13 protein-coding genes are annotated in these 25,557 nt (G+C 64.6%); 7 read left to right on the forward strand and 6 right to left on the reverse strand.

All coding sequences use genetic code 11. The annotated features are described in order from the left end of the window. The 7 genes from KA354_21900 to KA354_21930 form a co-directional block, all read left to right on the forward strand. Positions 1-732, forward strand: a 732-nt coding sequence (locus tag KA354_21900) for a substrate-binding domain-containing protein (GenBank protein ID MBP7937307.1), incomplete at its 5' end; no start/stop codon positions are given. A 126-nt stretch (positions 733-858) separates the two neighbouring features. Further along, complete coding sequence (locus tag KA354_21905) at positions 859-3,702, forward strand: hypothetical protein (GenBank protein ID MBP7937308.1); 2,844 nt, start codon at positions 859-861, stop codon at positions 3,700-3,702. A 17-nt stretch (positions 3,703-3,719) separates the two neighbouring features. Beyond that, positions 3,720-5,516, forward strand: a complete 1,797-nt coding sequence (locus KA354_21910; GenBank protein MBP7937309.1) for a hypothetical protein — start codon at positions 3,720-3,722, stop codon at positions 5,514-5,516. Between the two features lie 44 nt (positions 5,517-5,560). Next, entirely contained in the window at positions 5,561-7,324 is a 1,764-nt protein-coding gene (locus KA354_21915; GenBank protein MBP7937310.1) for a beta-N-acetylglucosaminidase domain-containing protein, read from the forward strand. A gap of 48 nt (positions 7,325-7,372) precedes the next feature. Then, positions 7,373-8,329, forward strand: coding sequence for an alpha/beta hydrolase (locus KA354_21920; GenBank protein MBP7937311.1), 957 nt, complete (start codon positions 7,373-7,375; stop codon positions 8,327-8,329). Positions 8,330-8,745: 416 nt separating this feature from the next. After that, positions 8,746-10,464: a methionine--tRNA ligase gene (gene metG / locus KA354_21925; protein ID MBP7937312.1), complete on the forward strand. Its 1,719-nt coding sequence runs from the start codon at positions 8,746-8,748 to the stop codon at positions 10,462-10,464. Between the two features lie 10 nt (positions 10,465-10,474). Continuing rightward, entirely contained in the window at positions 10,475-13,279 is a 2,805-nt protein-coding gene (locus KA354_21930) for an AAA family ATPase (GenBank protein MBP7937313.1), read from the forward strand. A gap of 140 nt (positions 13,280-13,419) precedes the next feature. On the opposite strand, the gene KA354_21935 is transcribed toward KA354_21930, so the two are convergent. From KA354_21935 to KA354_21960, 6 genes are all read right to left on the reverse strand, one after another. After that, positions 13,420-14,595, reverse strand: a complete 1,176-nt coding sequence (locus tag KA354_21935) for an MFS transporter (GenBank protein MBP7937314.1) — start codon at positions 14,593-14,595, stop codon at positions 13,420-13,422. 424 nt (positions 14,596-15,019) lie between these two features. Then, the gene (locus KA354_21940; GenBank protein ID MBP7937315.1) at positions 15,020-18,826 is read right to left on the reverse strand and encodes a DUF4981 domain-containing protein; all 3,807 of its coding nucleotides are present in this window, start codon (positions 18,824-18,826) and stop codon (positions 15,020-15,022) included. 151 nt (positions 18,827-18,977) lie between these two features. Then, the gene (locus tag KA354_21945; protein ID MBP7937316.1) at positions 18,978-19,952 is read right to left on the reverse strand and encodes a dihydrodipicolinate synthase family protein; all 975 of its coding nucleotides are present in this window, start codon (positions 19,950-19,952) and stop codon (positions 18,978-18,980) included. 90 nt (positions 19,953-20,042) lie between these two features. After that, on the reverse strand, positions 20,043-21,272 hold the full coding sequence (locus KA354_21950; protein ID MBP7937317.1) for an exo-alpha-sialidase: 1,230 nt from the start codon (positions 21,270-21,272) through the stop codon (positions 20,043-20,045). Then, the gene (locus tag KA354_21955) at positions 21,269-22,660 is read right to left on the reverse strand and encodes a DUF3748 domain-containing protein (protein ID MBP7937318.1); all 1,392 of its coding nucleotides are present in this window, start codon (positions 22,658-22,660) and stop codon (positions 21,269-21,271) included. The genes KA354_21950 and KA354_21955 overlap by 4 nt, the downstream gene beginning before the upstream one ends. Before the next feature lie 275 nt (positions 22,661-22,935). Beyond that, a complete protein-coding gene (locus KA354_21960) occupies positions 22,936-25,167 on the reverse strand; it encodes a family 10 glycosylhydrolase (protein MBP7937319.1) in 2,232 nt (743 codons plus the stop codon). Positions 25,168-25,557: the final 390 nt, after the last annotated feature.

Consider the following 25,557-nt stretch of genomic DNA (forward strand, 5'->3'; position numbering starts at 1 on the left):
GAGGATTACCTGGACGACTTCCGGGCCCGGGGCGTCGACGGCCTCATCAGCATCTTCCACAACCACCCCGCGTACAGGAAGATCGTGGAGCCGGAGCTGCTGAGCTTCAAGAACGTGGTCTTCTACGAACGGCCGGGCGACTGTCCCGCAGCGAAGGCGGAGGGTCCCTGCTACGTGGAGGCGGATTTCCCGGCGGTGAGCCGGATCAGCGTCGAGCACCTGATCGAGCGGGGTCGGCGGCGCATCGGCCTGGTCCTCGCCAACGTGTCCTTTCCCTACGCTCTGCAGCGACGTTCGGCCCACATGAAGACGCTGGTGGAGGCAGGCTTGGCGGCGGATGAGGCCCTGGTCTGGATCCTGGACGAGCGGACGCCCGCGAACTGGACGCAGCCCTTCACGCCCGAATTGGCCGCACGGGCGGTGGAGGATCTGGTCGCCGGTCAGGGCGTGGACGCGATCGCGGCGGTGAACGACCTGTACGCGGCCCGGCTCATGGCCGCCGTTCGGCGGAGCGGCCGCCGCGTGCCGGACGACATCGCCATCGTGGGCTGCGACAACCTCGAGATCGGCACGCTGGTCGAGCCGCCGCTGACCACCGTCGATCTGAACGTCGAGGCCCTCGCGCGGGCCATGGTGACCATGCTCCTCGAGCTGCTGGAGCACGGGACGGTGCCCCCTGATCGGCGGGCAGTGGTGATCGCCCCGGAATTGGTGGCAAGGGCCTCCACCTGAGCCGGAGGGGTGCATTCGCCCTCCGCGCGATGAGCGGACGAAGGACCTCTCCGACCGACGGAGACGACAAGACGCGGATCGGTCCGCGACACGATAGAGTGATGTGGTTCCACAAGGAGGAAACGCATGCAGTCCACGAGACGACCGGCCGTGGTGGCGGCGATGATCCTGGCGATGGCGGCAGGCCACGTGCCCGCGGCAGACGAGAATGCCCTGCGCGGCTACCCCGAACCGGTACCCGAGGATGCGTCGTTCGAAACCGTCGTGAACAGCCAGCCCTTCCCGCGGATGAAGATCCCGGTGCCGATCATCGGTGCCAAGGTACACCCAGAAGAGGTACATGTCACCCCATCCGGTGGGCTGATCTTCCCCCGCCGCGGGCAGACGGAGGGGCCATGCGTGGCGATCCTGGTCGGTTCCCGGCCAAATGGAGAGCAGGGCTCCGGCGAAGCGAACCTGGCCCTGCCACCGGTGGAGGCGGTAACGTCGAAGCTGGTGGAAGGATACATGCCGGGCGTCGAACACACCTGGACGATGGGCGATCTGCAGGTGCGGCAGGTGGCGTTTGCGACCCAGGGGGGCAAGTTCGAGTCGAGCACGGCCAATGAGCCGCTCATCGCGATGATCCGCTACACGATTGCGAACCGGTCGGCGTCGGGGCATGAGGTTGTCGCGGCGATTCTCTTCGGCGAGGCTCCGCCCGACTTGAGCGTCAAGGCAGTGCCGCCGGTCCGGCCGGAAGCCTTGTCCTTCGAGGCTCCATTCGTGCGGGGTGCCAATGGCTCGACGGCGGCCTGCCTGCTGAGCCAGGACCTGAAGGTCTCGTTCAAACCGCTGCCGAAGGGACCCGATTCATCACATTGCCTGCTGCTCAACGAGAAGGCAGAAACGGTCAAGAGCCCCGAGTACACCGTGAACATCGAGCGGCGAGGGGACGCGATCATGATCGGGCCGTGGCATTCGCCCGGTGGTGCAGACGTCTACGTCGAGTCCTTTCGGGGACACTCGACGCCCATGGCCGCTGGTGTGGAGGTGGTCGGCCAGGACGGGAAGGCGGTATCCATCGGGACGCTCTACCGGACCACATTTTCCACCGACGTGCGGCCGGTGGCGGACTTCATATCGCCGGGGCAGTGTTCGGCGGTATTGCCGTGGGCTCGACTGGCAAAGGTGCTGCCGGGTGGCAGAAGCAAGCTCGTCACCCGCTGCTACTATCCAGTGGGCAACGGGCGGGCGGTGGTCGGCTCCTGGGCACCGCTGATTCACTTCGTCCGCCCGGGCGTGACGCCCCGGTTCCAGAATTCCCAGCTGAACTACACTGACGAGAACCGACTGCGTGTCGAGATGGCGCTGCCCGCGGGCGAAACCCGGACAATTGACCTGGCCGTCCCGTACGACGCGCATGCCCCACAGGCCGCGGCTGCGCTGGCAGCCTTGCGTTTCGACGCCGAGTTGGCCGCCTTCCGGACGTTCTGGGAGAAGGAGCTCCATCGCCGTGCCGAGTTTGTCATTCCTGAGAGTCGCATCCGTGACTCCTATCGGGCGTGCCTGGCCAACAATCTCCTCCTGACCGACCGTGATCCGAAGACCGGCGTGCTCATGCCGCACCCGGACGCGAACGTTTACGAGGCGGTCTGGTCCGGAGACAGCGGCGTCGTCATTCAGGCGATGGACCGCATGGGCTACCACCAGGAAGCCGAGAGCATGCTCGACTACTTCCTGGCCAGGCAGGGCAGCGCCAAGCCGGAGGGCGACGTGCTGTCGGCCGAGGGCTTCTTCTGCGGCGATGTCGATCTGCGCTGGATGAACCAGAACGGTTTCATCCTCTGGGCGATGTCCGAGCACTACAAGCTCACTCGCGACGAAGTGTGGCTGCGGAAGGTGGCTGCGCAGCTCATCAAGGGCTGCGACTGGATCATCCGCGAGCGGGCTCGAACCAAGGTCGTGGAGGATGGCCGGAAGCCCAAGCACTACGGTCTGCTGCCCAAAGGGCGACCATCCGACCTCTACATCTGGGACCACTGGTACTGGACGGACACCTACTCGTACATGGGTCTACGGGGCACGGCTGAGGCACTGGCGGCCATCGGGCTGGATAGCGAGGCCGGTCGACTCGCGGCGGAGGCGGATGACTACAAGGCCTGCATCGTCGACTCGGTCGAGCGTTCGACGGATCCCGCGATCAAGCCGCCGTTCGTGCCGCCGACTCCGTATCGCCCCGGGCCGCCGAGCCTCGATTTCTACAACGAGAACTGGTACACGATCTCCAGTCCGATCTACATGGTCGAGGCCGGCCTGCTCGATCCCCGCGGGGAGAAGGCCGCCGGGATCAACTACTGGCTCGAGAAGTGCGGGCTGTACAGCGGCCTGCCCGCATTCATGCCCGGCAGTATCGATCCCTACTATGTCTACAACCAGTCGCTGTGCCAGCTCCTCCGCGGGGAGGCGGCCAAGTTCGCCTGGACGCTGTACAGCATGGTCGCCTACGCCATGGGACCGGGAACGTACTGTACCATCGAGGGCCACAACCTGGTGACCGGTCTCAACGGCGAGGCGTGGAGCGCGAATCGTCAGCCACACATGCACTCCAACAGCCGGTATCTGGATTTGGTGCGGATCGGGCTGCTGCTGGAGGAGGGCGACGGGCTGCATCTGCTCGCCGGGGCACCGCGGGGCTGGCTGGCGGACGGGCAGGGCATCGAGGTCAAGCGTGCACCGAGCTACTTTGGCGAAGTGAACTATACCGTTGCCTCGCGGGCGGCCGCCGGGGAAGTGGTCTTCAGGATCGAGCCGACGCGGTGGCAAGCCGCCAACCTGGTGCTGCACGTTCGCCCGCCGACGCAGTACGGGCGGATCCAGGCGGTGACGGTGAACGGCAAGGACTGGAAGGCGTTTGACGGCACGCGGGTGTATCTGGGCAAGCAGACTGCGGCGACGGAGGTGGTCTGCCGGCTGGGCACGGGTTCCTGATCGACCAGGCGGGTGGTATGGGCACACTGGACTGGAGCGTTGTCGTCGCCCTGGTGGTGGTTTCGATCGCCGCGGGCCTGCTGCTTTCTCGACGGTCCTCGAAACAGGGTGCCGAGGGCTATTTCACGGGCAACCGGAACCTGCCGTGGTGGGCGATCGCCATCTCCAACACCTCGACTTACCAGTCCGGCAACGGCGGTTTCGTCATGCTGCTGGTGGCGTTCGGCCTGACTGGCAACTGGCTGTGGTGGGGAGCGTGGATCTTCTGGATGCCGCTGGTGGCCCTGGTCTGGGCGCCGATGTGGCGGCGGATGCGGATCGTCACCACGGCGGAGCTGATCACGCTGCGTTACGGCGGGTCACCTGCCCGATGGGCGCGCAAGGCCTACGCGGTGATGTGCTGCTTCGGTTTCTCCGTTCTGTTGATCGGATACATCACCGGCTTCTTCGCCAAGACCATTCACCCGCTGGTGCCCATGAGCGAGACCTCGATTCTGTTGCTCTTTGGCGGAACGACGGTGCTGTACACCATGTTCGGCGGGCTGCTGGGCGTGGTGGTGACGGAGATCATGCACTTCGTCATTCTGCTTGGTGGAAGTTTTATCTTCTTTTTCATAGCGGTTGGCCAGCACGGCGGCTGGGGGGCGATTCTGGAGCGGATTGCCCAGGTCCGGCCGGAGGCCCTGCAGCAGACGCCGCCGACGTCGCAGATCCCGGTGATGATGCTGGTCATGCTGGTGCTCCAGGGACTGTGTTTTGCGGGATCGCCGACCGCGGGCGAGGGCATGACCGCCCAGCGGTTCATGGCCGCCCGAAGCGAGCGGCACGCCATCGCGGGGCAGCTGTTCAACTGTCTTCTGGCCCTCACTGTCCGGACGCTTCCGCTGATCGGGATGGGGCTGGTGGCCATGTCGCTGTTCTGGACGGAGGGGCTGGTGAGGCAGGTGGGGCCCGCCCCGGCCGGGATGGTCTTGCTCGAGCAGCCGGAGTATGCGTGGGGCGAGCTGATCAAGCGTTGCACACTGCCGCCCGGGTTTGTCGGTCTGCTGGTCGCCACCGAGGTCGCCGCGTACACGTCGGCCCTGAGCTCGCTGATTAACTGGGGAAGCAGTTTCGTGGTCAACGACCTGTACGCGCCGATGCATCCCGGCCGGACGCCGAAGCACCAGGTGTGGGTGAGCCGGCTGACCACGCTGATTCTCTTCGTCGCCGCGGCGACGGTCGCAATCCTGTATGTGAAGGGCATGGTTGGCTGGTTCATGTTCATCAACTCGGCGATGGTGATGTTCCTGCTGCCGCTGGCCCTGTTCCGTTTCTTCTGGTGGCGGTTCAATGTGTGGGGCGAGTTGTCGGCCATTGTGCTGGGTCTGCCGCTTTCGATTCTGATCTGGTTCGTGCTCGACTTCCAGAACGAGGCGAAGTACCCGATGTGGCAAGGGCTGGGCCTTCTTTTCGTGCTGAGCTTCGTCGTGTTGACCGGGGTGACGCTGGCTACGCCGCCGGAGCGGCCGGAGACACTGGAGCGGTTCTATCGCCGCTGCCGGCCGCCCGGATTCTGGAAGCCGGTTCTGCACCGGATCGGGCGGCTGGACCGGGAGGGCCCGACGACCCGCCGGCTGGTGGTCGATTCGGTGCTGGGCATCCTGTGCTGCCTGGGGCTGGTGCTGGCCACCAACGCGGTCTTCGTGAACTCGTGGCTGCGGTTCGGGCTGGGCATGGCCCTGGCGATCGGGCTTGGCGGCTGGCTGGTGGCGAGGATGTTCGATTACGAGCGATGGTCGGATGCACCGGGGGCTTCCACCCCGGCCGCGTGAGCCACAGTCGTGTCCTCTTCGGAGATTACTTAGGAGGTTCCAGAATGAGACGCTCAAGGTTGGTGATTCGGGTGTCCCTTGCGGCGGCGTTTATCTTTGCCGGGCGGGCGACAGCTGGTCCGGACATCGGGATTCAGTTGACGGGCGTCGATTTCGCCGGCGGGGCCCACGAGAGGTTCGGGGCGGACAAGTTCGGCGAGGCCCAGGTGAACTACGTTTATGCCAAACCGACGGAGGCCCACTCGTCGATGAAGGCCACTTTCGATGTGGTCCGCGTGCCGGACGGGCCGCAGTTTCTGCACCTGAAGGCGATGGACGACGATGGGCCGGAGACTTGCCGGATCGAGATCCGCCTGAACGGCCGGCTGCTGCTGGAAGGCAAGAATCCGTTTCCGCCCGACAGATGGCAGGTGCGCCGTATCCCCGTGCCGGCCGGCGTACTCCGAAAAGGCGCCAACGAACTGATCGTTGCCAACGTGGAGGAGAACGGCGCGGCGGGCATGCCGCCCTGGTTCATGGTGGCGTCATGCGGCATCGGTGGGGAGGCATTGGTGCTGCGGCGGGACCTGGTCCGGGACTTCTTCTTCACCCTGCCAAAGGAGAAACGCCCGCTGCCCGAGCCGTTGCCGACCGGGGCCGAGCCGGGCTTCAAGATCCGCGGCATCAAGGGTTGGTTCTGGAAGCCGGAGCAGTATCTGGCCGAGATTCCGGTGCTGAAGCAGTACAAGATGAACTTCATGATGAACTGTTACGGCTCGATGTTCAGCAAGCCGGACAAGTGGGAGAACAACTGGTGGGAGCCGATGCCGGAGGACCGGAAGGAGGCCTACGGCAGGGTCATTCGGGCTTGCCGGGAGGCGGGCATCCAGTTCTGCTTCTCGAAGCACCCGCAGCTTTCCTCTTCGCGCCCGATTGACCCGACCAGGATGGAGGATTTCGAGAAGCTCTGGCCGCACTTCGCGTGGGCTCAGGAAGCGGGGGCGGAGTGGTTCAATCTGCCGCTGGATGATGTGCACGTGATGAAGGGCGTGAAGATCGACGGTTCCGAGCACGCCCAGCTGATCAACCGGCTCTATGGGCGGCTGCTGGAGAAGGACAAGCGGGCCCGGTTCATCTTCTGCCCGACCTGGTACTGGGGCGACGGGAGCGGCGGACAGGAGCGAACCTACCTGGAAGCGCTGGCCCGGGATCTGCATCCCGACGTGTACCTGTTCTGGACCGGCGACGCAGTGGTGGGGCAGATCACGCGCAAGGCGGCGGAGACCTACCGGGGATTTGCGAAACACCGGATCATCCTGTGGGACAACTACCCGGTCAACGACGGGGCCCCGACTCTCCACCTTGGCCCAGTCACCGGCCGGGAGCCTGATCTGAACGCGGTCATTGACGGTTACATGAGCAATCCGCTCTGTCCGCAAAACGAAGCCAACCGCATCCCCCTGCTGACCTGCGCCGACTACGCCTTCAATCCGGCGGCCTACGATCCCGAGCGGTCGATCGGGCAAGCCATTCTGCATCTGGCGGACACGGCCGAGCAGCAGCAGGTGCTCAAGGATCTGGTCGAGGCCTATCCCGGGATGCTCGTGTACAAACAAGGAACCGGCTTCAATCCGGTGCGGCATCAGTACACCCGGCTGGCGTCCGCTCCGCATTCGCGGTTCGCGGCCCAGGGCTTCATTCGTCAAGTCGAGAACCTCTCCGCCCGGATGAAGCGGGCTTTTCCCGACCGGCTCGAGGACGCCCGCCGGACAGTGGACGCCGACGTGGACTGGATGAAACGTGCGTTCGCGGGTAAATATGGCGGGTGATCGTCTGACCTGAACCACCTGGCGGGCAGATCGCCCACGGAGGCCCTGATGACTGGCAACGGTTTCCGACTCGGGATGGTGTTGGCTTGGCTGGCCGCATGTGCACCGATGGCGCTGGCGGCGAGGGCCCCCTCTTACACCCGGACCGAGGATGTGGTCTATGGCCGCAAGTTCGGCACCGCCCTGACCCTTGACGTCTTCACTCCCAAGGAGAAGGCCAATGGGGCGGCGGTGATCATGGTGGTGAGTGGCGGGTGGTTCTCGTCTCACGAGGCGATCAATGCCGGGGCATTCCAGGAGCTGCTCAGGCGCGGCTACACGGTCTTCGCCGTCGTGCACGGCAGCCAACCGAGGTTCACCATTCCCGAGGTGATCGAAGACATGCATCGCTCGGTGCGTTTCATCCGGACCCATGCCAAGCGGTTCGGGATTGACCCGGAGCGAATCGGCATCACCGGCGGCTCGGCGGGCGGGCACTTGTCGCTGATGATGGCCACGGCGGGGCGGCCGGGGACGCCTGAAGCCAAGGATCCGGTCGATCGGGCCTCGAGCCGGGTGCAGGCCATCGCCTGCTTCTTTCCCCCTACCGACTTCCTGAACTACGGGCAGGAAGGACGTGACGTATTCAAGGCCTTGGAGGCGGAGTTGAGGCCGTTCAACGCGCCGTTCGACTTCCACCAGTTCGATGAGGGGAGCCGGCGGTTCCTGCCGATTCAGGACATCGAGAAACGCCGGCAGATCGCCGGGGAGATTTCGCCCATCACCCACGTGACGCCGGACGACCCGCCGACGCTCATCCTCCACGGCAACGCTGACAAGCTGGTACCCATTCAGCAGGCCGAGGTCATTCAGCGCAAGTTCGAGGCATGCCGCGTGCCGTTCAAGCTGGTGGTGAGAGAGGGCGCCGGCCACGGCTGGCCGAGACTGGGCGACGACATGGCCATCATCGCGGACTGGTTCGACACACATCTGAAGAAGCCGGCGACGACGAACGAGGCGAAGTAGGCCCTTCTCCCGCTTGGGGTAGCGGTCGGCGGTCAGCGGTCGGCGATGAGCGATCAGCGAGAGGGGCCTGCTGATTGCTGGCTGGGCGCAGAGGGGGCGGTGTGCCCCAATCGGCCTGGGGGGATAACAGAGCGAGTGGTCCGCTGGCGGAAACCGTTCCGGAGCCCCGGACGGGGCGATGGTCCTCGAACGAGAGTACGGCGGCTTCGATCCGACCCCCCATCGCGACGGCGGGTGACGTGCGAAGGGCTGGCAACGTCGGGAGTGTCCTGGTATCATGTCGATATGATCTCGCGAACCGCCCCTCATCATCGGTCTCCCATGGGCATGTGCCGGCCCGCATGAGGCGGGCCCGGGTGGTGCATGGTTCGTGTTCTTTTCCTTCTTTCCGTCACCAGCAAAGCGAGTCACTGAGCATGGCACAGCGACGATTTCTGATTACCTCGGCCCTCCCCTACTCGAACGGGCGGCTGCACGTCGGACATGTGGCCGGGGCGTATCTGCCGGCCGACACGTACGTCCGCTACCTGCGGGCCCGGGGCGAGGATGTCCGGTTCATCTGCGGCAGCGACGACAACGGTGTGGCCGCTCTGATCGCCGCCCGCAAGGAGGGCAAGAGCGTCGAGGAGTTGACCGCCCACTTCAATCATCGGCAGCAGGCCGACTTTGAGGGCATCGGCATTCACTTCGACGTGTACGGCGGCACGCATCAGCCGGAGTATGTCGAGCTGCACAACAAGATCAGCCAGTCTTTCTTCCAGGTGATCTACGGCAAGGGCTACTTCGTGAAGCGGATGACCGAGCAGCTCTATGATGTGCAGGCGAACCAGTTTCTGCCCGACCGGTACGTGAAGGGGACGTGTTACGGGTGCGGCGCGCCCGGAGCGTACGGTGATCAGTGCGAGGCGTGCGGTATTTCGATCGATCCGATGAGACTCATCAACCCGGTGAGCACGATCACTCATACCCGGCCGGAGCCGCGGGCGACGACGCACTGGTACCTGCAGCTCGGCCGGCTCGAGGAGCAGCTTCGGGCCTGGCTGGAGAGCAAGAAACAGGTTGCCGAAGGAACGCCGGCGTGGCGAGACACGGTGCTGAACTTCTCGCTTGGCCAGATCAAGCAGGGGTTGCCGGAGCGAGCGATGACCCGCGATCTTGACTGGGGTGTGCCCGTACCGCTCGATGATCCGGATGCCCGGGGCAAGGTGTTATACGTGTGGTTTGACGCCCCCATCGGTTACGTTTCGTTCACCGCCAAGCTTTGCCAGGACCGCGACGGCGATTGGCGGGACTACGAGAAGTGGTGGAAGGACCCGGACTGCAAGATTGTTCACTTCATCGGCGAGGACAACACGGTCTTCCACGCCCTGACCTGGCCGGCGGTGCTCATGGCCGAGGGCAGCTACCAGTTGCCCTGGCAGGTGGTGGCCAACGCGTTTCTGAACATCAAGTTTCCTGGCAAGGAAGAGGAGAAGATCAGCAAGAGCCGGGGCACGGCGATCTGGATCGAGGAGTACCTGAAGATGTTCGAGGCGGATCCGCTCCGGTACTATCTGACGGCCATCGCCCCGGAGAGTCAGCAGACGGTGTTTGACGTGGACGACTTCATTGCCCGCAACAACGGCGAGCTGCTTAACGCGCTGGGCAACTTCTTCAACCGCACGTTGACCTTCGCTAACCGCTACTTTGAGGGCAAGGTCCCGCCGACCGAACCCCGCGAGGAGATCGACTGCAACCACATGGCGGCCATTGCGGCGACGGCCGGGAGAATGACCGAGAATCTCGAGGCGTTCCGGTTCAAGGCGGCGCTGGAGGATCTGATGGCCCTGGCCCGGGCGGGCAACGTGTACTTCGACGCGAAGCAGCCGTGGAAGCAGCGCAAGGACAACATGGCCGGCTGTGGCACCACGATCAACGCCTGCATCCAGACGGTCAAGGCGTTGACCGTGCTCATGGCCCCGTTCCTGCCGTTCTCGGCGGACAAAGCGGCGGGCATGCTGAATCTGGGCGTCCGGGGAGTGCTGCCGTGGTCGACGGCGACGGAGGAACTGCCCACCGGTCACCCGCTGGCCGAGCCGGTGATCCTGTTCAAGAAGCTGGATGCGCTGGAGCTGTTCGGCGAGGCGACGAAGTAGCGGCGATGTCATGAACAAGAAGACCGATTCCCACCAGACGATCCGGGAGTGGCTGGAACGCGACCTGACGCAGGCGGCGCTCGACGACGAGCTGGCCCCGGCATTCGAGGTGGAGGAGACGCTTGCCCAGATGGCCGACGTGATCGCCGCCGGCCGGCATCCGGTGCTGATCGGCGAGCCGGGAGTCGGCAAGACCGCGATCATTCACGAATGGGCCCGGCGGCTGGCTCGTGGCAATGGCCCGCCGGGTCTCGTGGGACGGCGGGTGATCCAGTTCTCGCTGGAGCACCGGGCGGCGAGCATGAAGACGCCCGAGCATCTGCGCCCGGAAGTCCACAAGCTCGTGGATGCGCTGCTCGAGCTGCAGGATGAGATCATCCCGTTCATCCGGGATTTTCATCGCGTGTATCACTTCGACGTGGAGCCGCATTTCGAGTCCCTGGCGTTCCGTTTCCGCGGTCCGATTCTCGCCGAGGGCGCAACCCGGACGACGGAGATGCTCTTCGAGAGTTTCCCGGCGTTCGAGCAGTACTACCTGCCGTTCCGCGTTCAGGAACCCTCGCCGGAGCGGATGGCGAGGATCTTGCGCACGTGGGGCGAGGATCAATCCGGCCGCGCCGGCGTTCGCTATGAGCCGGAGGCGACGGACCTGGCCCTCCACCTGGCGTGCCGGTTCCTGAGTCGCGGCCACCTGCCTCGGATGGTCATCGATCAGCTTGGCCAGCTCGGAGCGCTGGTCGGCGGGCGGGGCAAGGTCGTACCGGCGGATGTCATTCAGCGGTTCTGCGGAACGCACGGTGTACCCCGGGAAGTGGTGGACCCGGACGTGGTCCTGGATCTGGAGCGGCTTCGCGGCGAGTTTCGGACGAAGATCCTCGGCCAGCCGCGAGCGGTGGACGCGGTCGTGAGCCTGATCGGGCTGGTCAAAGCCGGGCTGTCGGACGTTCGCCGGGCGTTCGGGGCGTTTCTCTTCGTAGGGCCGACCGGCGTGGGCAAGACCCATATTGCCCAGTTGTTGGCCGAGTATCTGTTCGGCGGCCGCGACCAGCTGATCCGCGTCAACATGGCGGACTACGGCGACGAACGAGGAGCATCCGTTCTTTTCGGCGATCCGAACGGCCACCGGGCCCAAGATATCCGCGGCGTGCTCACCCTGCGGGTTCTGGGGCAGCAGTTCGGCGTGCTGCTGCTCGACGAGTTCGAGAAGGCTCATGCGTCGGTTCGTGATCGATTCCTGCAGCTGATGGACGAGGGCTGCTTCATCAACGGGGCGGGCGAGCTGGTGTCGTGCCGATCGACGATCCTGATCGCGACTTCGAACGCCGGGGCGGAGGTCTACCGCGGCCACGCGTTCGGATTTGCCGGCCCGATGGATCTGGCCACCCGGGACCGCGAACTGGAACGGGCTCTCGAGCGCCACTTCCGCATCGAGTTTCTCAATCGGTTTGACCAGATCGTCCATTTTCATCCCCTCTCACGAGAGGACATCCGCCTGGTCGCCCTTCGCGAGTTGGAGTGCCTCAAGCAACGGAGTGGCCTGAAGAACCGTCATCTCTGCATCGAGATCGATGAGTCAGTGCTCGACTGGTTAGCGGCCAACGGTTACGACATGGACTACGGGGCGCGTTTTCTGCGTCGAACGATCGAGCGGCATGTGGCCACGGCCCTGGCCACGGCCATCGTCCGGCACAATCCGGCGCCCGGCAGCACGATCGAGCTCACTGTCCGGCAGAACAGCGTGGTCGCACGGGTGGCCGAGCCCGCGCCGGTTCCGCGGCGATCGGCCGTTTTGCTTCCGGTGGGCTCCGGCGAGCGGACCCGCCGCCTGAGCCCGACCGAGATGGCCGCGGAGACGGAACGGCTGCTGGCGGCCGCCCAGGAGCGATTCGACGAGCTGCGCGCCAAGCGAGAGGAATACAGCCAGCTGCTGGTTCGAATGAACGAGCCGTCTTTCTGGGATGACGCAGAGCGGCGTGGGCCGGTGCTAGAGCGATTCCGGGAGCTGGATGTCACGATCCGAATGGAGGAGCGGCTGGCGGAGCCGATCCGCCGGCTGGCCGAGTACCCGACGGTTGACTCCGAGGCGCGCGTCATCCCGCAGGGCTGGCCGGAGGCGTTGGCGGCGGCGGCCGGGTCGCTGGCCGCCTGGCAGGAGCATCTCGACAGCGACGGGCCCGGCGCGGTCTGGCTGGTCATTGGCAGTCCGGACCCGCTGCAATCGGCGGCTCACTGGATCGAGGATCTGGTCAAAATGGAGCTGGCCTGGTGCCGGCGGCATCTCAGACTGGCCGCCTCGCTGGTGGCGTACGAGCCTGATGAGAAGGACTTGCGGAAGGCGGTGCTGGACATCGAGGGCCCCGGCGCGTTCGCCTGCCTGAGTATGGAAGCAGGTCTTCACCGTTTGAGGCGGAGTTCGGGTTCGGATTTCCGGGCTCGGATCGACGTGGTTCCGAAGGGTCCCGCCCCGGCCGGCCACTGGCCGGAGCTGGCCAGGAACCGGCACCGTGATCCCGTTTGCCTGGGTGTGCGCCCCACCTTCCGGGCGAGGCTCGAGTTCGCCGAGCGAGGCCTGGCCTTCGACCTGGTTGGTGAAGCGGAGTATGGCCTGAACCATGCGGTCCACGATCTGGCCGCCGCCTGGCGAGGACCGAAGGAATCGCCGTCGGCGCAGGAGGTCGCGCGGATCTACAACGAGGACGGCAGCGGGGCCCGGGACCCCCGCACCGGGGCACTGGCCCCGCATTTCAAGCAAATCCTCCGCGGCCAGCTCGAGGTGTTTCTGACCGCGTGGCGGCAGCGCACCCGCAGCGGCTGAGCCGGCCGGGGTCTACCGCGCCGATCGCGAAGGCGTTGCAAGAAGTCCGCGGACGAATCGGGTGGCAGCTCGTCGGCGCCGCCCTTGACCGGCGTCGCACCTGCCGAGATGGGCGTCAACCGGCTGGTCACCGGCGGCGGCTAATGGATCCTGGGTGAACCAGATCCCTCCACGGACCGGATGAGGTCCTCCTTAGGTCTGATGAGCAGGACCAGGACTACGGAGACCACGGCGGCGCTAGCGAAGATGCCGAAGATCTCATTGAGCGGCATCTGACGGTCGCGCATGGTGCCGAAGGCCCAGTCGGCCACGCCGCCGCAACTGATACTCACCAGATTCATGATGCCGTAACCGGTGGCTCGCAGTTCCGGCCGGACGATTTGGCAGAGGATGGGCATGTTGTTGCAGTCGAAGAAGCCCCAGCCGAAGCCGAAGAGCATGAGGAATGCCACGGCCACGCCCAGCGAGCCGGCGTTGCCAACGCCGAAGATCGCCGGAATGATCATGCACATGCCCAGGGCACTGACGAAGATTCTCCCGCGACGCTGGCGCTGCATCCAGCGGTCGGCCAGCCACCCGCCGATCAGCACCCCGATGATGGCGGCCACCTGCCAATAGAGGGTGGCGGATATGCCCGCCTTGCCCTGGCCAATGTTGAATTGCTGCTTGAGGATGGCCGGCATCCAGTCGCGTACCACCCAGCCTGCCATGGCCGGCAGGGTGAAGTAGAGGACCAGGAAGATGAAGGAGAGGTTCATGAGGAGTTCCTTCGCCCCGCTGGCCACGGACACCTGCTGAACCGCGGGAGCGTCGACCGAGCGCGGGGCATCGCGAAGGAGAACAACCAGTGGCAGAGCATAGAGCATTCCGAAGATGCCGCAGCCGTCAAAGGCGAACCGCCAGCCGAGGTTGGGGGCGTCGGCCACATAGCCTCCGAAGCCGCCCACAATCTGCCCGACGTAGATTGCCATCTGGTGCACCGCCACGGCCCGTGAGCGGGTCCGGCCGGTGTGATAGCTCACAATGAGGGCCAGTGCGGCCGGGATGTAGAACGCCTCGCTGATGCCCATGAGCGAGCGGGCGACGAGCAGTTCGTTATAGGTCGATGCGTGGCCAGTCCACCAAGTGACCGCCGACCACACGAAGAGGCTGCCGCAGATGGTGAACCGCCGACTGAACCGATCCGCGATGTAGCCGCCGATCGGGCTGAGAAAAGCGTAGACCCACTTGAACTGGCCGAGCATGATGCCCCAGTTCGCCTCGCTGCCGATGCTGGGGATGTCGGACATCACCGAGAACTTCATGGTCGCGAGCATCTGGCGATCCAGGTAGTTCAACAGGGCGACCGGCCAGAGCAGGAGAACAACCAGCCAGGCAGTACGAACAAACCAGGGGCGAGCGTCGGTCACGGTACAGCTACTCCCAAGATCGGCGGATCATGCACAGTTCGCCAAGTTGTCCGCCGCCCCTCCGGAGCGGAGAACAAGCGGGACAAGGCGACCAGGGGTTTCGAGGGTCAGCGACAACCTGGGCGGCCAGGCTCGCCGCCAATTCGCGTGCAGGAGCCGGACATGAACCCAAGCCACTTCAGCCGCCTTTCCCGCCGAAGACGGACCCCCAGGCCGGTCGTTCGACCACCGGTTCACCGTGGGCCGTCTGCCACCCTGCTCATGCCCACGGCCCGTTTCAGAGGGCTTCACGTCCCCTTCCGACCACCCGAGCTGCCATGCGCCGGGTGCGTCACTTACCCGCCGGCAGATTCATCCTGCAGAGCTCCGGCGACAGGCCCCCTTCGAACGCTCGCAGGCGGAAAGCGTATGTGTACGGATCCGGCTTGATGCGGTACTCCTCGTGCGGCAGAGCGCCCCAACTATCGTCGCCGCCGACACCCATCTGCTTGAGGTCCAGATTCAGAGTCACGAAGTCGCGGCGGGTGATCTGGTAGGGATGCTCCGGGCCTTCCAGGTCGTCGGTGGTGAACGGCAAGGCGTTCACGCTCAGCAGCGGCATACCGACGGCCAGCAGGCCGATGCCGTTGGGGCCGGTCAAGGCCGTCCAGCGAACATCGGTCTTGTTGCCCGACTCGCCCGGTTCGCTGTAGTTGACGCAGAACTGGTCCTCGATCTTGCCGGAGTAGAGACCGATGCGGGCGTCGTTGCGATCGCTGTAGGTCTCCTGCGGACCGGCACCGAACCAGGCGATGGTATCGAAGCCGTTGAGAGCCACCTGCATGCCGATACGCGGCATGTCGGGCAACCTGGCGTGACCAGGCTCGAAGCTCGGCTGCACGAGCAGATCGCCGCTGCCGAAGAAACGATACTTGATCTGGAATGCGGACTTCACATCGGGCAGATCGCCCTCGGCCACCAGTTCGATAAACTTGGCCGCGAGCGTGCCGGACGCAGCCGATGTGCCAACCTCAGTCTTCTTCAACCGCCAGTTTTTGCCAGCATTGCGCCAGACACCCAGGCGGCCGGCCATGTTGCTGCCACGATCGTTGTCGATCGGGGCCCGCCAGAAATGCGGGCGAAGCGGCCCACGGATCAGCTCCGTGCCCTTGAAGGTCCAGGAGGTGATCAGGCCGTCCTCGATCGTCCACGTCGAGTCACCGGCGGTAATCTTCTGGCCCGACTCGCCTGAGACGACCTTCACCTCGGGCATCCGGGCAAGCTCGAGGGTCCTGGCCGGTGCCTCGATCGGCAGCTTGAACTGCAGCCAGGCGACCTCGTGGCCCTTGTCGGCCCAGGGCTTGGCGTCCTTCAGCGTAAACGAGAGATCGAGGAAGTACTCGACGCCGGGTTCGGGCGTGATCGGCTTGAAGGGGACCCGGACCTTCTGGCTCTCGCGCGGGGCGAGGGTCAGATCGAGCTTGCCGCTCTGGACAGTCTTGTCGTCGGCCTTGATCTGCCAGGTGCACTCGGCGATGTCCTGTAGGTGGGTAAAGTCGTACCAGTTCTTGATCTCAATGACGCCCTTGGCCAGATCGACCGGCTTGGCGTGGACGTACTGGTAGACCTTCTTGACCTGATACAGGCCGGGGTGCGGCACGCGGTCGGGCGAGACCAGGCCGTTGCAGCAGAAGTTCTGGTCGCTGGGCGTCCCCGGCGGGCCGAAATCACCGCCGAAAGCCCAGTATTTGCCCTCGCAGGGAGTCGGCCCGGTCCACTTGGACTCCTTCACCTCACCCAGGTCGGCCCAGAGCACTAGGCCGTTGTCGGACCGGCCATCCAGGTTCCTGACTTCGTCCTCGGTGAGCGGCCGGGAGTAGACGCGGGCCTCACGGATCTTGGCGTTGGCGGTACGGGACGGGTTTTGGGGGTCGCGGCCCAGGCCGAGCGGATAACCGTTGGACGCAATCCTGCCTTCAAAGGCCTTGGAGCCGGCCAGTTTGCCGTCGATCGAGAAACGCAGCTCGCGGCCATCGAAGACACCGGTCAGCCGATGCCATTCGTTGTACCAGTGGTCGGGCATCGGAGTGGTGGCCGAGATCCATGCGGCATTGCCGCCATCCTGGGTGTAGACGAAAAACTCGAGGTGGTCGCGGGTCTGCTTGATCGCGTACTGGGTGTCGCCCTTGGCGAGGAACGGGCCGTGCTCGGTCGGACCAAGCGGCTGGACCCAAACCTCGGCGCTGAGCGGGCCGGTCAAGTCCAGAGCCGGCGTTGCCGGGAACTCCACAAAACCCTGCAGGCCTTCGGCCTGATCGCCAACCTTGACGATCCTGCCGTTGACCGTGCCTTCGAGATGGTTGGGGCCTCGTTCCTTCACGGTGTAGCGCGGCGGAACGGGCGTGCGAATGCCCTGATCGACCCAGTCCCAGACGAAGCCGCCCTGCAGGTGCTTCTTGGCGTAGATCAGTTCCCAGTATTTCCACAGATTGCCGTTGGAGTTGCCCATCGCGTGGGTGTATTCGCAGAGGATGTACGGACGATTCTGCGGCCTGCTGGCGTACTGGGCGAGCGAGTTCGGCCGAGCATACATGGGGCAGATGATGTCCGTGGTCGGGTCGCGGCCGGCCTGCTCGTAGTGCACCGGGCGGCTGGGGTCGCGATCACGGATCCACTTGCCGGTGGCGACGAAGTTCGAGCCGAAGCCGGCCTCGTTGCCCAGCGACCAGATGATCACCGAGGGGTGATTCTTGTCGCGCTCGACCATGCGGATGGTGCGGTCCATGTGGGCGTCGAGCCAGGCGGGCTTCTTCGCCAGCGAGTTCTCGCCATAGCCCATGCCGTGAGACTCGATGTTGGCCTCGTCGATGAGGTAGAGGCCGTACTTGTCGCAGAGGTCGTACCAGACGGGCTGATCAGGATAGTGGCAGGTCCGCACCGCGTTGAGGTTGAACTGCTTCATGACCAGGATGTCCTTGATCATGCCCTCGACGGTGATGGCCTGGCCGCGGTCGGGGTCGTGCTCGTGGCGGTTGGCGCCTTTGATCAGGATGGCCCGGCCGTTGACCAGGAGCTCGCCATCCTTGATCTCGACCTCGCGGAAGCCGACGTTGCAGGTCGTCGCCTCAACGACCTTGCCCACCGCATCCCTCAGGGTGAGGAGTAGCTGGTAGAGGTTCGGATACTCAGCCGACCACTTGGCGGGGTTGGTCACTGGGGCAGACAGTTCAGCGGTTGCGTCCTGGCCGGCGTTGACGTTCACCTTCTTCGCGACCGGCTCGACCACGATTCTGCCCCGTGCGTCCCGAAGGGACATCTCAAGGGTGGCGGCGGCATCGCCGGCCGCATAACCGCGGACCTTGGCCTGCACGCTCAGTACCGCGTCACGGTACTGGGCATCGAGATCGGTATTCACCTGCAAATCACGGAGGGTCAGGTCCCCGACCGACAGCAAAGCCACATCGCGGAAGATGCCGCTGAGACGGAAGAAATCCTGGTCCTCGAGATAGGAGCCGTCGGACCAGCGATAGACCTCGACGGCCAGCAGGTTGTCGCCATCCTTGAGGCACTTGGTGATGTTGAACTCGGCGGCGGTGCGGCTGTCCTTGTTGAAGCCGACCTTCTGGCCGTTGACCCACAGGTAGAAGGCCGAGGCCACGCCGTCGAAACGAACGAAGACCTGCCGTCCCTTCCAGTTGGCCGGGATCGCGAACTTCGTGCGGTAGGAACCGACGGAATTGTTGTCGGCCGGGATGCGCGGCGGGTCGACCTTGCCCCACGGATACTGCATGTTGGTGTAAATCGGGATGCCGTAGCCCTGAATCTCCATGTTCGAAGGCACAGGGATGGTCTTCCACGCGGAATCGTCGAAGTCCGTACGGTAGAAGTCCACCGGCCGATCCGCGGGCTTGGGCACGTAATGGAACTTCCAGTCGCCGTTGAGTGATTTGAAGTAAGGCGACTTGGCGGCATCGACCCCGATCGCACCGGCCTCATCCGGCCAGGTGGTCCGTACCGCCCGAGGCGGCTCCTTGTTGATGCTGGTGATGGCCGGATTCTGCCAATCCGGGAGGTCTTCCGCCCGAACCGGTAACGCCACGGCCATCAGAAGGCACGCCCCCGCCAGGAGCCGCACGAAGGACTGATTTCGACGCTGCATGGATCACCACCTCGCACAGAACGACCGGACAACATGATCCTGTCACCGTTAACCCTGAGCGAACAGGATACACGTGGTGCGGCGGGAAGTCACCCAGAGCCCGCCTGCCTCGACCGATCGTCTTTGTGCGGCCTCCGCCAGGCGGCCATCCCTAGGCGACGGTCACCACACCCTGGGCTGCTGTCGACCGGGAGGGTGAAGGCGGCTCGCCGAACAACTGCTCGACGATCGCCCGGATGGCCCGCCGCTCCTCGTGGTTAGCGGTGCGGAACGGCACGGCCATGCGGTCACTGCAGACCCCGGCGCAGCCCAAGGCGCACTTGAGCCCGCGGATGATCGAGGCGATCCCAGGACCCTGACGGTAAATCTGATCGAGAGTCATGACCCGTTGCTGGAGCGACTGAATGGTCGGCTTATCGCCTCGGACCGCGGCTTCGTAGAGCGACACGAACAGCTTCGGGTCGAGGTTGGCCCCGCCGCCAACGCAACCGTGGGCACCGCGGGCGATGGCATCGGGAAGGAAGGCTTCGGTCCCGATGAGCACGGTCCAGTCCTTCCGCTGAACCTGTTTGACGACCTGCTCAAGGTATCCCAGATCCCCGGAGCTGTCCTTGAGGCCCACGACGCGATCGATGTCCGCGAGCCTGCGGACGGTGTCCACCTCGTAGCCGGTCTTGGTTAAAACGGGGATGTGGTAGAGGAAGACGGGCAACGGTTGTTCTGCGACCACGTACCGGACGTAGCTGGCGAGGTCCTCCTGATCGGGGGGGAGATAGTAAGGCGCGGAGACGACAACGCCCGTCGCTCCGAGCCCGGCGGCGAAGCGAGCGAGCTGAACGGAGCCTTCGGGCCACGTGTCGGTCACGCCAACCAATACCGGCACGCGACCGGCAACCTGGTGGCACGTCCGTTCAAGCAACTCGCAACGCAGTCGATGGCTCAAACAGGTCGACTCGCCGGTCGTACCCAGTGGAAAGAGGGCGTGGATGCCCCCGGCGATCATGCGTTCGATCAGCCGTTCGAGGCCGGGAATATCGAGATGGTCCTGGTCGGCAAGGGGCGTGACCATGGGCGGAACAACGCCCCGCAGTGGAGCGGGCAGTGCCATCTTGGCAGCCGATATCATGGGCTACGCTCCTTTCCCGCGTGCAGGCTCGGCGCACAAAGACGGCTGCCGACTAGCACGATCAGAGCGATGACCTGAAGATACTTCACGTCAGGGACTCTCCTTCTTGGTCAAATTGCGGAAACCGCGAATGCGATGGAATGTCAGGAAGTTGGCGTCGTGAGCCCGCACCGCCCCGCCGAGACCGTCATCGAAGGCGGTCCGGCAGGCGGCGATCATGTCGTCGCCGTCGAAGAGCCAATCCACGTACTGGAAACCGTGCTTCTTGTGGTCGGAATGCCGGAGGATGACGGATCTGACCGACCAGTCTCGAAGATCGAGCGAGCTGATCAGGGCGAGCGTGTTGCGCAGGCTGGCCGGGGCCGGGCCGCCGGGCCTGGCCTCGGGAATATCGTTGGCCAGCGACCAATAGAGCCTGCTCCCGGGATCGAAGCGGATGGTGAACTTCTTGGAGCCGCCAGGCAGATCGACAAACCCGGCAGCCGGATCGAAACTCAAGGTCTTGCCGTCGCCGCTAACATTGACGATGGCCCCCTTCTCGGGACAGGCCGGCGTGTCCACACGGAGCACATCGACCAGCCGGCCGTCCGGGGTCACGACGAAGTTGCCTTCGAGCCAGCCGCGGAAGATGCCGCCGAGCCACTTGGCATCGCCGGGTAGGAAGTTGCTGAACGTCCATTTTGTGGCGTCGAGCAGATCGGCGTCGCCGGGGACGGAGAGCATGCCGGCGCAGTAGGTGATTCCCCACCCGACGGGCGGCTGGCGACGTTCCATCCCCCGCCAAAGGCGGCCCTGGTGTTCAACGACGGGCACGGGAGCGCAGTGATACTGCCCGTCGTCGCGAAGCAAGCCGCAGGCCGGGCCGGTGGGCGAAGTCCAGGTTTGGCCGCCGTCGGTTGAACGGCGGATGATGGCATTGCCGTGGTGATGGCTTGTGCCCATCAGATAGAGCGCGTGGCGGTGCACGAAGAGGGTGGACCAGAACTGGCCCTGGATCTCGGCGATCTGCCTCCAGTTCCGACCACGGTCGCTAGAGCGGAAAACCCGGGAGACGGCGCTGCGATGCTCGGTGCTCTTGGGTCCGAAAAAATCGTGCGAAGCGACGTAGTCGCCGGTGGGCAGGACGGCGATGCTCGGCGAGCCGATGTAGAGTCCGCTGGCCGCAGGGCTGTGATCGATGACCACGCCCGGGACCTTGGAGAAGTCGGGCTGACGCACCGGTTGGGTCGTCGATCGAGTCAGCGCGTCCGCAGACGCGAGCCTCAGGCAAACCAGACACGCGGCAAGAGGGAACACACGCGAGCACAACGTCCGGTTCATCGGGCCTCCTGACCATCAAAGCTGACGACGAAGACTTGGTTGTGACGAGCCGAACCGGTCTGGAGCGCCTTGATGTAGGCGATCTTCCGGCCGTCCGGGGAGAAGACGCAGGCCTCCGGCCGGGGCGCGTCAGCGTCGGCCGATCGCGGCGTCAGCCGCACGCTGCGTCCTGAGGCCACTTCCGTGACCCAGATACTGTTGTCCATTGCGTGGGCGATGAACCGGCCATCCGGACTCCAGGAGAACGCCGAGGCCACGCTCCACGGATTGTGCGTCACCTGGACGGGGGAGCCGCCATGGGGAGAGATCGTCCAGAGTTGGACTACGCCGTCGTCGTCCTTCATCAGGAAGGCGATGCGCGACCCGTCAGGCGAACTCCGCAGCCAATGCCTGGGTCCCTGGATCCCAGGGTACTTGCGATTGGCGGTGTAGGTGAGTCGTCGTTGAACGGTGCCTTTGGGCGGACAAGGACGACGGACGGTCGTTCCCGCGAGCGGGCCATTGCCGGGCACGGTCACATCCTCGGGGATGTCCACGAGAAAGACCTCAGCGATCGTGTCTCCCCGGATAGTGACCACATGGCCCTGGAAGGCGAGGGCGCGCTTCTGGCGAGTTCCGTCCGCCCGGAGATAGCCATTCGTGCCCACCCAACCATCCTCGAAGGCCTTCTTGATCTCGTCGGAACCGGGCTTGGGATCAGCCACCGTGCGAGTGACGAGCACGGAGAAGAACTCGCCGTCATGGTTACGAGGGTGGTCTTTTGGCACGCGGACCGGGCCGGCAGGCACGCTGACACCCACATTGCGGAGATTCACGTCCTGTTCGGCCGTCTCTTTGGCGTGGCAGCTGAGTACCTGGTCCTCGTAGGTGAAGCTCACCCACCGACCATCGCCGCTAAAGACGTGGACGTGACTCCCGCCGCGAAGGGCGCCCGGGGTGAAAGGCTCGGTCAGGTCGCAAGCGTCGAGATTGCGGGGGGGGCCGGAGCACCCTTCTTCCACGATAATCCCCTGCCGTCTACTCGGGCCATACTGCCAATCAGAGGCGGGATTCTCCGGGCCGAGGATGAACACAACCTTCTCGCCAGCCGGGCTGTAGGTGGCCACGCCGCAGCGGGCCCCATTCCTGGCCGCGTAGAGCACCTTGACTTGCCCAGTGTCGACGTTGACCTTCTCGATCCGCAAGCCGTCAAACACCGCCCCTTCCAGATCGGAACGCAGGTCATAGACGATCCAACGGCCATCCGGCGACCAGACGTTGATGTTGGTCAGGATGTGGCCGCAGGCGGCGAAGGTGATCTGCCGGTCACTGACCACACCCGCCGCTCCTTCGATGCGGGCGTTCTCCTCGCCCTTCGAGGCGGCACCAGGAGTACCTGCAGTGATCATGATTCCGAACACCCATGCCGAAATGAGACGAATTGGCCGCACCCCCCGGTCTCCTTCTGCAACCGCCCACGGGTCCGCCCGACCATACGGCGTCCGCGCTGGCCCCTTCCAGCTGTGCCGAGCCCGTTCGCCCGATGCGACGTTGTCACCCCAGCGTGAGCTCGGCGGTCAGACCCACGATGATTCCAGTTTAGCGTGGCCAACGGCGCAGGCCAAGTCTTCAGCAAGAAAAAAGGATAAAAAACGCGCTTCTTTCAGAAAGATCCCGCCCGAGGTCATTTCCTGGTTATCCCGAGGCCGCAGAAGGGCACAATCTCGTTGGCCTCGGGCACCGAGTAGTTGAAAACGGTGAAACCGCTTGCACCGAGTTTTCGGACGATGTTGATCTGCTCCACCAACTTGACCGTATCCTTGGGGTCTGGCCACACGCTGAGCCCAATGCCGGGACAGCACGGTGTCTTTCCGGCCCATTCGAGCTGGCGTTTGACGAAACTCTCGAACTGGCCGTTGCTTGAGGTGTAGTCCATCGGGCAGACGAAATCGAGGTAGCCGTTCCGGCACCACAGGGACCAGTCCTGGCCGATGGTATCTCGATCGGCGGGCCAGTTCGGGAAGACGGCCGCGGAGACTTTCCGCTGGGGGCGGGTCTTGTGTACGGTGTCGGCCACGGCGGCGACCACCCGGGTGATGCTGTCTCGCCGAAACTCAAGCCACCGATCGCGGACCGGGCCGTCCTTTCGAAGGTCGGCCGGCCAATGGGGCACCGGCGAACCGACCAGCTTCTCGAACCGTTCGCGACAACCGGGGCAAAAGCAGGCGTCCGCACCGGGGTAGCGGATGTAGTCAAAATGGACGCCGTCAACGCTGTACTGGGTGGCGACCTCGACCATCGCATCGATCTCGAGTTGCTGGTTGGCGGGGTGCGAGGGGCAGAGCCACTGATCCTCGGCGTTCCCGTCGAATCGGATCTGGGTGCGGCCCTCCTTCTTCATCCGATCGACGAACTCCTTGGGGGCGCGCCCGGACATGTTCCAGTTCACCTTCCAGACATGGCACTGGATGCCGTACTTTCGGCAGGCGGTCACGCATTCGGCGATCTGATCGCCGCGTTTGGTGACCTCAGGGGCGACCGGCAGAACCTTACTGTTGTAGTAAGCCACGCCGCCCCAGAGCATGTTGGGCAGAATGGCGGTGAAGCCGTTCTCGGCCAGGATCCGGATGGCAGCATCCCAGGGCATCTGATCAACGCCGAAAGCGCTGTGGCACCAGAAACCCCGTTGCTCCCCCGGTCGCGGCTGCTGAGCGAGGCCAAAGGACTCCACCATCAGACTCTGGGCCTGGCGTGCGGCGGACATGGCCTGGGCGTACTTGCCGGCCACGTACAGTCCCTTGGCGGTATCGCGGATCTGGCCGGCGGACTCAAGTCTGCGGACGGCCTCGGAACCTGCCGGAGCCAGGGCCCGGATGGCGGTTTCGGATGCGTCGAAGCTGGTAAGCGTCCCGAGGCGACCGATTCGCTCGATGCTCCTGGCCACGGCGTCCTGCCAGATCAGCGGGGTCAATTGGCTCATCAGATCGAGCAGTTCGCCTGGCTGGGCGGCGCGCTCATCGTGAAGCAAGATGCTGCCCTTGCCCTTTCCTTGAGCCAGTTGGGCGAGTGGTTGGGGGAGATGACGAAAAGCAATCACCTTGCCGCCGGACTCGACGAATCGCGCCAGTGCGTCACCGGCGGCGGCAGGAATGGCGGGGTTGAAGGGCAGAATGACCAATTGCCGCCCCTTGAGCGTCTCCGAGGTCAGATGTCCATCCTGGATCACGACGCGATTCAGGTCCAGGTCATCCAGCCAACCGACGACGCGTCGGCGGGCCTCGCTCACCGCACGGTTCTGGCGGCCGTCGGACTGGACGACCGAGCGGCCGTCAACAACGGCGATCTGAGCGTCGATTCCCAGCAACCCCATTCCCGCGAGGTAGATCTCGGTGTCCACGTCGGCTGCCCGCCACGCGGACAGCCGGATCAGGCCGACTTGACTCCAATCGTCCGGGCGTCCCTCGGCGTTGGCCCGATCCTTGTCCAGGGTAACGGTGCACCATCCGCCGCTCCCATCCGGGGTGAAGTCCAGACCGTACCATCCGCCCCCGCTCTGGAAGTAGAGCGTGCAATGGGAGATGGGCGAAAGGTCGGTGCAGAGAAGCTGCAACCGCACGCCGCGGCAGCCACTCAGGTCGAGCCTGATGGGCAAGTCCCAGGAAGCCCTTTCGATGCGCGTGCCGGCGAAGCGACACGGCATGCGCAGGACGCCCATGCCTCCCAAGTTGACCACCGATACAGCGGGAGATCCTTCCATAGGGACCCAATCCGCCCTGACGTTCCCCTCATTCGAGGCATTGAAGTGCAATGCGAGCGGGAATCCGGGTTTGGGCGGCGCGGGCGGGTCGGCATAGGTGTGGATTCCGACAAGGCACAGGTAAGCGGCGCCTATCCGCAGGCCTCTGATTCTCAGCATACACCAGCACCTCAACAGTTGGCCCAAATCCAGGGTGCGAAATCCGACCACCGGCTCGCACCGGGATTGTCACTTTTTCGGAGCAGGACGGCCGGCCCGAAAAGGCGCCCTCGGCGCGGGCCGCGAATCGGGCGGAGGCGTGCTGCAGACACGCCCCAATGGGTCTTTAGAAAATGTACTAAACGCTTCACAATTCGAGTTTTGGCGTTGGCAACCAACACATTTTGGGGTAAATTATAGTGGAGGTGGTGCGCAGGAGCCATCCCCACAGGAATCGGTCACTTCAAGGCTGAAGCCGGAGAGCAGAATAACGCCGCACAGGTCGATAGGAGTGTCCATTCGGACAGTGCGGCATATCTCAGGAGGACGAACATGAGTTCTGCGAAAAGG

It is taken from the genome of Phycisphaerae bacterium, assembly GCA_018003015.1.
Lineage (GTDB): Bacteria > Planctomycetota > Phycisphaerae > UBA1845 > PWPN01 > JAGNEZ01.

Coding starts and splice junctions, on each gene's coding strand:
- KA354_21905 (MBP7937308.1), top strand. CDS start 859: ATGCAGTCCACGAGACGACCGGCCGTGGTGGCGGCGATGATCCTGGCG.
- KA354_21910 (MBP7937309.1), top strand. CDS start 3,720: ATGGGCACACTGGACTGGAGCGTTGTCGTCGCCCTGGTGGTGGTTTCG.
- KA354_21915 (MBP7937310.1), top strand. CDS start 5,561: ATGAGACGCTCAAGGTTGGTGATTCGGGTGTCCCTTGCGGCGGCGTTT.
- KA354_21920 (MBP7937311.1), top strand. CDS start 7,373: ATGACTGGCAACGGTTTCCGACTCGGGATGGTGTTGGCTTGGCTGGCC.
- metG (MBP7937312.1), top strand. CDS start 8,746: ATGGCACAGCGACGATTTCTGATTACCTCGGCCCTCCCCTACTCGAAC.
- KA354_21930 (MBP7937313.1), top strand. CDS start 10,475: ATGAACAAGAAGACCGATTCCCACCAGACGATCCGGGAGTGGCTGGAA.
- KA354_21935 (MBP7937314.1), bottom strand. CDS start 14,595: ATGCTCGCGACCATGAAGTTCTCGGTGATGTCCGACATCCCCAGCATC.
- KA354_21940 (MBP7937315.1), bottom strand. CDS start 18,826: ATGCAGCGTCGAAATCAGTCCTTCGTGCGGCTCCTGGCGGGGGCGTGC.
- KA354_21945 (MBP7937316.1), bottom strand. CDS start 19,952: ATGATATCGGCTGCCAAGATGGCACTGCCCGCTCCACTGCGGGGCGTT.
- KA354_21950 (MBP7937317.1), bottom strand. CDS start 21,272: ATGAACCGGACGTTGTGCTCGCGTGTGTTCCCTCTTGCCGCGTGTCTG.
- KA354_21955 (MBP7937318.1), bottom strand. CDS start 22,660: ATGATCACTGCAGGTACTCCTGGTGCCGCCTCGAAGGGCGAGGAGAAC.
- KA354_21960 (MBP7937319.1), bottom strand. CDS start 25,167: ATGCTGAGAATCAGAGGCCTGCGGATAGGCGCCGCTTACCTGTGCCTT.